The organism is Alistipes sp. AF14-19, from assembly GCF_003461645.1.
GTDB classification, from domain to species: domain Bacteria; phylum Bacteroidota; class Bacteroidia; order Bacteroidales; family Rikenellaceae; genus Alistipes; species Alistipes shahii.
In genome coordinates this window covers 131,312-140,363 of the sequence record NZ_QTXM01000009.1, presented here as the reverse complement: position 1 = coordinate 140,363, position 9,052 = coordinate 131,312, and the positions used below count along the sequence as shown (strand labels likewise).

Here is a 9,052-nt window from a genome sequence, read left to right as displayed (position 1 = left end):
GGACTGCTCGGACACGGAGCCGGAATCAAGTTCCGAAACATACGAATCAAGGAACTGCCCGCCCCGAAAACGAAATAACAAGGCCGCAGGAAAACCCGCCGCCGAACGGCGGGTTTTCCCGGCCCGGCAGCGGAAATTCACAAATTAACGCTATATTTGTTCCATAGAATATTTATCTACATTATGTAGCTTTCATGTCTTTGTAACGGGAACTTTGACAATTTGAAATGAAATACAAGGAAAATGGCCTTCAGAGTTGACAAATTATTACCTAAAATTTCTCATTGTATTGTTTGTCGGATATTTATGTTTAATTATATTTTGGATGCAAAAGTTTGGAACCCTTTTATCTTAATAAAATAAATCCTTCAATTTCTAAGTTACTATTGCAATAGCTTGTTGATTCAGCCATTTTTTCTTCGATCGAATAAAATTTGCCATCCCGAAAATTTTTCATATCTTGCAAGAGGTTATTTGACATGTGGTATTTTCGTGCAATTAACTGAAAATAAATCGTTACCTTCTCGTTACCTATTCTCCATTAAAGCAATGTAACAACTCGATAAATCAAGTCGTTATATTGCTTTAATCCCGCACCGATGATTCGGTCCGCCGCTTTTTTCTTATAGGCTGGCCGTGTTTTTGCACGTGCCGGTCGAGCCTCACCGCCGGATTCCTCCCCGCGAAAGCACCTCCTCGAAGTAGGCGATGGTTTTTAGGAGACCGTCCCGCAGCTGGATTTTCGGCTCCCAGCCGCCGAGCATGTTGCGGGCGAGCGAGATGTCGGGCTGCCGCTGCTGGGGGTCGTCGGCGGGCAGGGGCAGGTGGACGATCTTCGATTTCGAACCCGTCAGGGAGATCACCTCGCGGGCCAGTTCGGCGATGGTGAATTCGTTCGGGTTGCCGATGTTCACCGGACTGGTGAAGTCGTCGGGCGTGTCGTTCATCATGCGCACCATGCCTTCGATCAGGTCGTCGATGTACTGGAACGAACGGCTCTGCCCGCCGTCGCCGTAGATCGTGATATTGTCGCCCCGCAGCGCCTGGACGATGAAATTCGAGACCACGCGGCCGTCGTTGATGTCCATTTTCGGACCGTAGGTGTTGAATATGCGGATAATCTTCACGGGAATGCCGTGTTCGCGGTAGCTCATAAAGAGCGACTCGGCGCAGCGTTTGCCCTCGTCGTAGCACGAGCGGATGCCCAGCGGGTTGACGTGGCCCCAGTAATCCTCGCGCTGGGGGTGGATCAGCGGGTCGCCGTAGACCTCCGAGGTCGAGGCCTGGAGGATTTTCGCCCGGTTGTATTTGGCCATGCCCAACATGTTGATCGAGCCGATTACCGACGTCTGGGTGGTTTTGATCGGGTCGTGCTGGTAGTAGATCGGCGAAGCGGGGCAGGCGAGGTTGTAGATCTCCTCGATCTCGGCCATGTAGGGATAGACGATGTCGTGGCGGATGACCTCGAAATTGGGGTGCGACAACAAGTGTCGGATGTTGCTTTTGTGACCGGTGAAATAGTTGTCGATGCAGATGATGTCGTTACCTTCCGCGAGCAGCCTTTCGCACAGATGGGAGCCGATCGTATCGCAGGGCTGCATTCCCGAAGGGGTGATGTGCTTCAGCTGCTTCGCCAGCGAGAACGGCGTCATGCTGCCCGCGCCGCCCGATTCGTTGCAGACGTGGAGACCCCGTGCGATCGACTACCGGGTGATGTGCGACAGCCTGAACAGGGTGGGCGGCATGCTCAACCGCTACGACATCCGGTGCAACATCGACCTGATCCGTTCGCTTTATCCCCAGGTGGAGAACATCGCTCTGGTGACCGACAATACCTACGGCGGCATTTCGTTGCAGGCGCTCGTGCGCGCGGAGTGGGAGAACTACCCCGACCTGAATCTCGTGCTGGTGGACAGCCGCGAGGGGGAGGAGACGGCGTTCCGGACCTATGCGACGCTGCCGCCCCGTTCGGCCGTGATGCTCGGCACGTGGCGCGTAGGCAGCGACGGCGAATACTTCATGCAGCGGTCGCTGAACGATCTGGTGCAGAACAACCCCCGCGTTCCGGTCTTCTCGGTGACCGGTACGGGCATCGGCGACACGGCGATCGGCGGTTACGTGCCCGAATACGAGAACGGCGCGGAGGTCATTGCGAACCAGATCCGGAAATATTACGACACGGACGACATCGAAGACGCTCATTTCCATACGAGCAAAAGTCTCTATCTGTTCGATTCGCGCAAGCTCAAGGAGTGGAAAATCGCCGAATACGCCCTGCCCAAGGGCAGCGTCATCGAGGATACGATGGCGGCCAAGCTGTCGAAATACTCCCACTACATCGAACTGCTGGTGGCGGGCATCCTGCTGCTGGTGCTGCTGCTCTTCGTGACGTGGCTGCTGTTGCGCATGCGGCGGCTCAAGCTCACGCTTGAGGAGCGCGAGGGCCAGCTGGTCGTCGCCCGGGAGAAGGCCGAGGAGTCGGACATGCTCAAGTCGGCGTTCCTGGCCAACATGAGCCACGAAATCCGCACGCCGCTCAACGCCATCGTGGGCTTCTCTTCGCTGATGCAGAGCGAGGAGCTTTCGCAGGAGGAGCGCGCCGAGTACTGCGCCATCGTGGTCAGCAACTCCGAGATGCTGCTCACGCTGCTGAACGACATCCTCGACATTTCGTCGCTCGAGTGCGGCAAGATCAGGTTCAACTACGCTTCGGAGGACATCGTGCAGATTTGCCAGCACGTGATGATGACCACGGCCCATACGCGGCAGAGAGGGGTTGAGGGGCGTTTCGCGTGTCCCGTCGGATCGTTCATGCTCACCACCGACGCCCACCGTCTTTCGCAAATCCTGATCAACCTGCTGACCAACGCCGGCAAGTTCACCTCCGAGGGCAGCATTACGCTAGGGGTGGAGATCGACGAGGAGCGGGGCGAGGTGCTTTTCTCGGTGGCCGACACCGGACCGGGCATTCCGCCCGACAAGCAGGATCTGGTTTTCAACCGCTTCGAGAAGCTCGACGGCAACAAGAAGAAGGGCACGGGGCTGGGCCTTGCCATCTGCCGCCAGATCGCCATGATCGTCGGGGGCCGCATCTGGGTCGATTCCGCTTACACGGGCGGCGCGCGTTTCGTCTTCGCGCATCCCATCGGTATCGACCCCGGTGGAGAGAACCGCGAGGGGGGGGGGGATTTCTACCCTCTGAACAGCGTAAGTCCCTCTTTGTGAACGATGCCGGTCAACTGGTCCCCGAAGGGAAATAAGACGCGGAGAAAGGCTCCTTCGCGCCGGATCACCTCTTTTTCGTCCCCCATTTGGGCTTTATGCCGATGAAGAATTCGGCGTTCATGCGCGGCATGGGCCGGGAGAGCACCGAGAGGTACTCCTCGTTGAACAGGTTGTTGACCGTGCCTTTGAGCGTCAGGTCCGCCCACCGGAGCGAGAGACCCTTTTCGAGCGAGAGGTTGCTCATCAGATAGGGCGTAAGGCGTCCGGTGAGCGTGATGTCGTTGCTCGACATGGTGTAGCGTTCGCTGTAATAGCAGAACTGATAGAGCAGGCCCCAGCTGCGCCAGGAGAGCCTTCCGGTCGCCGTGGCCGAATATTCCGGTTCGTAGGGCAGCTGTTTGCCGACCGACCGGTCGGCCGGGGACATCGGCTCCCCCTCGTTGATCGACGGCGCCCATGAGAAGGTGCCGTTCAGGTTGATTTTCAGTTCTCTGGTGAGCGCTGCGGCCAGGTCGGCCCGGATCTCCACGCCGTAGGCGTGGACCTTTTTGATGTTCACCGGCGAGAAAAATCCCTTTGCCGTCGGCAGCCACAGAATCCAGTCGTCGATGTGCTGGTCGTACCACGACGCCGACCCCGACAGCGTGTACGCGCCCTCCTTTCCCACGGCGAACGACAGTCCGGCTTCGTAAGCGACGCCCTGTTCGCTGTTCAGGCCGGGGTTGCCGCCCGGCAGGAAGTAGAGGTCGTTGAGCGTCGGGAAGCGGTAGTTGCGCGAGACGGAGGCCTTCGCCACGACGTTGCCGCGCCTGGAAAGCAGGCAGTCGGCGAAGAAGGCAGGGATGACCGGCGACCAGGAGGTTCCGTACATGGCTTCGCGCACGACGATCGACAAGCCCAGCCGCTCCGTGGGGCGCCACTTGGCCGACAGGGAGCCGTCGAGTTCGATGCGTCCCTTGTCATAGCCGACGACGGCCTTGTCGCCCTGCTGGCGGATGATGTTCTTGTCGGCGCTTTCGACGAAGTGCTGGTGTGCCGACAGTCCGGCCGTGAAGAACCATTTGCCGCCGACGGAATACTCCCCGTCGGCCTGCCCGTAGAGGGTGTTGATCCTGCTCCGCGAACGGGTCATGGCCTCCAGGATGCCGTTGCCCTTGTCGCGCCGGTAGTCGTAGGCCGTCCACGAATGCACGTATCCGGCTTTCGCCGCCGCCTTCCAGTTCCGGCGGTAGTGGTCCCACGAGAGGACGCTGCGCAGGGTGTGTTCGCGCTGGCGGTTTTCGAACTGCGTGTCGTCGGCGTAGTCGGTCGTCAGCAGGGGCAGTTCCCGGTTGGAATTGATGTACCAGGCGTTCAGCCCGAAGCGGTCGCCTTTCCCGGTGTTGTAGTAGACCTCCTGCAACACGTGCACGTCGTCGAACGCGCCGCTCTTGTTGCGTTCGGTGGGATAGTACGACCCGACGATGTTCATCTCGTCGTCGTAGATGTTCTCCTTCTTGTCGCGGTTGCGGTACTTGTAGTCGTTGGCCGAGGACTGGTAGACGGCGCGGGTTGATACCTGCCAGCGCTCGTCGCCCCATGTCAGGCGCAGGAATTCGTCGAAAGTACGGAACATGCCGATGCCCTGGATATATTGCAGCCCGAATCCGTCGGCCGCCGCCGGCGCAGTCGAGAGCTTCACCAGTCCGCCCAGTCCGCCGCCCGTCTCGCTGACCGACGAGGTTCCGTGGAGCAGCGAGGCGTCGTCGATGAAATAGGAGGGGATCATCGAAAAGTCGGTCATGCCCAGCATCGGGTTGTTGATGCGCATGCCGTTCCACGTCACCTGCGTATGCGACGGACCCGTGCCGCGGAACGATACCGTGGAGAGGGTCGCGCGGCCGTACTGCTTGACGAAAACCGGTGTGTTGAACGTCAGCGCGTCGGCCATCGAGAGGGCGATGTTCTCCTTGAGGATCGCCGAGTCGAGTTTCGTCTCCTCGACGCCGATGCTTTTCATCGGACGCCGGCCCCAGACCGGAACCTCCCGGATGGCGATGGCGCCTTTCCCGCGCCACTCCCCCGCGCCGGCGTTCTGCGGGGTTTCCGGCACGTCGGACGGCGCCGGCTCGCCCTGCGCCCGCAGCAGCGCCGGAAACAGCAGCATCCAAAGAAACAAGGCGGTTGTTTTCATGCTCTCCGGTTATTTCCAGCAAAACGCTCCGGGCGCGACGCCCACGTGAAATTCGTCGACAGGCTCGCCCTTGGCCGTATAGCGGTAGACGACTCCCTGCTGCTGGTAGTCGACGGCGTCGGCAACGTACACGTCGCCGTTGGCCGGATCGACCGTCAGTCCGTAATATTTGGTCTCCTTGTATTCGAGGAACGGGCGCACCGGAAGCTGCTCCCCGGCGACGGGCATGCGCCAGACGTCCCGGTCGATCCAGTAGAGCGTGTCGCGCGTGCCGTTGAGCTGCATCTCCGACGGGGAGTCCCCCTTCCGGAACCGGAACTGCTTCTCCACGGAGAACGTTTCGGCGTCGATGCGGTACAGCGACGGGGCTTCATATCCGTAGGGGCTGCCCTCGTAGCCGCCGTCGGTGACGGTCCACAGCTTGTTGTTCCGGTCCATCGCCAGCGACGCGGGCTGGATGCCGACGGTCAGCTGACCGACGACCCGGTCGGTCTCGGTGTCGATTTTGAGGATACGGTTCTGGTAGGACCAGCAGTTCACGAAGACGTATTTGCCGTACTGCACCATCTGCTCCGTGGAGCCGGATTCCGCCGTCATGTCCGGGCACTCGATATATCCCGTGATTTCGTAGCGTTTGGGGTTGACGATGAAGATGCGGTTGTCCCAGATCTGCGTGACGTAGGCCTTTTCGTCCGAAACGAAATGGATGTACCGCGGCGAGGTGAGGTTGGTGATGCGTCCCACCTCGCGGAAGGTGTCGGGGTCGACGGCGAAAACGACATGCGAATTGTTTACCGCGATCCATCCCACGCCGTTGTGCAGGGTCATCGACTGCGCCACGTCGCCCAGCTTGAAGGCGTTGGCCCGGTGGAAAACTTCGTTTTCGACGGTTTTCGTTTCCGGGTCGTAATACGACAGCGTGGCGTTTCCGTACTGGAACATGCCCTCGTTGACGATGAACAGCCCCCGTTCCGTCGCCGAGAAATCCTCCGTGCGGCCGTAGTCCCACTTCATGCAGCCGCCGAGGGCGGAGAGGCATAAAGCCGCGGGCAGAATCTGTCGTAAGAATCGTTTCATGCGTTGCGGTCGGGAATGGGGTTATCGGTCGAGGTTCTCGTCGACGGCCATTCCGGCGACTTCGGTCGAGAGTTCGCCCAGTCCTCCGGCGCTGCCGTTGATGGCGCTCTGCACCTTGATGAAATCAATGTAGCGCAATCCGGCGGGCTGCCCGTCGGGCGTCATGGCGTTGCTGATCTTGAACCAGGTCTTGCCGGTTTTGGACGAAGATTCCAGATTGTCGCTGCCCGCGTTGTCGACGTACCCCCATTCGAACGAGTTGTTCGACCAGTCTCCGCCTGGGGTCTGCGTGGTGTTCTGCCGCAGGCCCGTGCCGTAATAGGTATGGGACTCCTCTTCGAGCCACAGGGGATAGTAGTAGTCCTGCGCATGGAACTGTCCCAGATAGGCTACCTGCCCGCTCCGGCCCAGATTGTCGGTCCATTTCACCCCCTGGCGAGGCCCGGCGGGTCTGTAATAGGTCACCGCATACTCCTGGACGGTCCATTCGCCGCCCGTTTCGCTGCCCCGGAGTTCGTACCATTCGTCGTCGGGCTTGCCGTTGCCGTTGACATCCTGCATCACCCACACGACGCCCGGCTCGTTGCTTCCTTCGAACTGGTTGCCGGGGATCGAAAAGTCGTATTTGCCCTTGTTCTCCACGCTGTGGTCGAAGGCGAGGATCACGTAGCCGCCGAAGTTGCCGAGCGAGACGAACTCACCCTTTTTTAGCCGGTTCTCGGCGTAGAGACGGGCCTCTTCGAAGCTCTTCTGGCCGGTGTATCCGGCCATGCCCGTTTCGTTGACGAACTGTCCGGGCGCGGGCAGGAATTCGAGCACCCGGTTCGACGCGGGCTGTCCCGTCGTCGTGATGACGCGCTCCGATTCGCGTTCGTAGCAGGTCACCCGGAGCGTTTTCTCGGTGATTCGCTTCGACGATGCGCGCGTGATGTGGCGCGAGAGGGGTGCGGCCGGGCTTTCGTCCGTGTCCGTCACCCGGAAGGTGACCTCGTATTCGCCCTCCTTCTCCGGCGTGAAGGCGAACATGCGTTGGGTTGCGTCCTCCTGCAAGACGCCGTTCACGTACCATGCATATTCCGGCCCGACGGCGTCGCTCACCTGCGGCCGCAGGAACAGCGTCCGCCCGAGCGATACGCTCTTCACCAGCGGGTCGGCCAGGTAGGAGGAGGGGATGAACGCGATGCGGACCGGAATGACGTCCACGACGTGCACGGCAACCGTTTTCTCGGCCGTGCCGTCCTCGTTGGTCACCGTCAGCCGCAGGGAGCAGTCTCCCGGTTGGGTGGGCATGAAGATGTAGTCCTTTTCGGTGGAGACCGGTACGGACGAGTCGTCCAGATACCATTCGTAACGGGCGTTTTCGCCGTTCTGCACCTCCGGTGCGAACGTGTATTCCCGTCCCGTGAGCACGTATAGCCCCGTCGGCGGCACGATGAGCGAGATGACGGGGGGAGCGAGCCGGTTCACGTCGATGCGCGCCTCCTTCTCGTCGTATCCCGCCCGGTTTTCGACCCGCAGGGTCACATAGACGCGGCCTTCCTCGTTGAACACGTATTCGAACACGCGCGCCGTGGAAACGACCTCGTCGTCGATCGTCCAGCTGTAAGCGGCCTCTCCCTCGTTTTCCACGGTCGGCGTGATCGTCACCGCGCGGCCGATCTTGGCCGCGTAGACGCCGGTCTCGCTGTCGAGGGTGATTCGGGGTTTGCTGTCCGGCAGCGTAATCTCTCCGTCCTTGTTGCAGGCTGCGGCCGCCAGCGCTACCGAGAGCAGCGCCGGTATCGCCGTCCGTCCGGCATGACTGAAAAAACAGCTCATATCCTCTTCGTTTAAATCGTTCAACCAATCTTTGCGGATGTTCCGGAGATCCGCATTCGTGCCGGGCGCACGGCATGCGTCCGGCCGGAATTTCGCAGTAGCCTGATTTTACATTCGGGGATATGCCGGAAATCGTTTTTCCTGCCGATCACGATCCATTTCCCCCTGGATTGTAAAACCATTGCAGCGGCAGGTCTTCTGACTCGTTCCGGTCCCGACGCCTTCCCGGTCGCGTGAAAACCAGTGGCAAGAGATTGTCGGGGTCTGATGTGCCGCTTCGGCGGCAGGAACTTACAGCAGAGGGAACTGTTGCCGATTTTCACGGCATTCCCTTTTAATCGCCCGGGGCCGGGGGCCTCGTTCGGCGAACCGTTGCGCAGCAAAGGTATGGAAAAAAGATGAAAAAGAAGATGCGCCGGCCGAATTTTATGCCGGCGGCCTGCCGAAGGTCCCGCCGCCCGGGGTTCATTTCCGGTCGTTTCCGGGGACGGAACAGCTGCGCCGGCCGGGAGGCGGACGCCTGCGCGCAGTTGCTCTCTCCTGACGCCTGAAAACGAAAAAGTCTTACATGTCGTTGACACATAAGACTTTTTGCAGTGGACGACGTAATCCGTTCCTTCTCTCTCACGCCTCCTGGAGCTGAATCCGAGATTTGAACTCGGGACCCCTTCATTACGAGTGAAGTGCTCTACCGCTGAGCTAATTCAGCCTTTCGGGAACACCGAGGTTCCCTTTGGGACTGCAAATATCTGAAAAATA

Annotated in this window: 5 protein-coding genes, 1 tRNA gene and 1 riboswitch; of the genes, 1 reads left to right on the top strand and 5 read right to left on the bottom strand. The window is 59.8% G+C overall.

Annotated features, from left to right (window positions below; all coding sequences use genetic code 11):
• Positions 1–662: 662 nt before the first annotated feature.
• On the bottom strand, positions 663–1,601 hold the full coding sequence (locus DWW03_RS09630) for a UDP-glucuronic acid decarboxylase family protein (RefSeq protein WP_118406667.1): 939 nt from the start codon (positions 1,599–1,601) through the stop codon (positions 663–665).
• 13 nt (positions 1,602–1,614) lie between these two features.
• Between DWW03_RS09630 and DWW03_RS09625 the strand changes: the two genes are divergently transcribed.
• Entirely contained in the window at positions 1,615–3,225 is a 1,611-nt protein-coding gene (locus DWW03_RS09625) for an ATP-binding protein (protein ID WP_259301987.1), read from the top strand.
• 64 nt (positions 3,226–3,289) lie between these two features.
• Here DWW03_RS09625 and DWW03_RS09620 read toward each other — a convergent pair whose 3' ends face one another.
• The 4 genes from DWW03_RS09620 to DWW03_RS09605 all read right to left on the bottom strand — a co-directional run bounded on the left by DWW03_RS09620 (position 3,290) and on the right by DWW03_RS09605 (position 9,002).
• Complete coding sequence (locus tag DWW03_RS09620) at positions 3,290–5,398, bottom strand: TonB-dependent receptor (protein WP_022061907.1); 2,109 nt, start codon at positions 5,396–5,398, stop codon at positions 3,290–3,292.
• 9 nt (positions 5,399–5,407) lie between these two features.
• On the bottom strand, positions 5,408–6,475 hold the full coding sequence (locus tag DWW03_RS09615) for a glutaminyl-peptide cyclotransferase (RefSeq protein ID WP_022061908.1): 1,068 nt from the start codon (positions 6,473–6,475) through the stop codon (positions 5,408–5,410).
• A 21-nt stretch (positions 6,476–6,496) separates the two neighbouring features.
• Complete coding sequence (locus DWW03_RS09610) at positions 6,497–8,293, bottom strand: PKD-like domain-containing protein (protein ID WP_022061909.1); 1,797 nt, start codon at positions 8,291–8,293, stop codon at positions 6,497–6,499.
• 170 nt (positions 8,294–8,463) lie between these two features.
• A riboswitch (cobalamin riboswitch) is annotated at positions 8,464–8,682 on the bottom strand.
• A gap of 245 nt (positions 8,683–8,927) precedes the next feature.
• A tRNA-Thr gene (locus DWW03_RS09605) sits at positions 8,928–9,002 on the bottom strand.
• Positions 9,003–9,052: the final 50 nt, after the last annotated feature.

What these genes read in the sequence shown, in the direction of transcription:
- DWW03_RS09610 (WP_022061909.1), bottom strand. Translation starts at nt 8,293, where the DNA reads ATGAGCTGTTTTTTCAGTCATGCCGGACGGACGGCGATACCGGCGCTG.
- DWW03_RS09620 (WP_022061907.1), bottom strand. Translation starts at nt 5,398, where the DNA reads ATGAAAACAACCGCCTTGTTTCTTTGGATGCTGCTGTTTCCGGCGCTG.
- DWW03_RS09625 (WP_259301987.1), top strand. Translation starts at nt 1,615, where the DNA reads ATGTGCTTCAGCTGCTTCGCCAGCGAGAACGGCGTCATGCTGCCCGCG.
- DWW03_RS09615 (WP_022061908.1), bottom strand. Translation starts at nt 6,475, where the DNA reads ATGAAACGATTCTTACGACAGATTCTGCCCGCGGCTTTATGCCTCTCC.
- DWW03_RS09630 (WP_118406667.1), bottom strand. Translation starts at nt 1,601, where the DNA reads ATGCAGCCCTGCGATACGATCGGCTCCCATCTGTGCGAAAGGCTGCTC.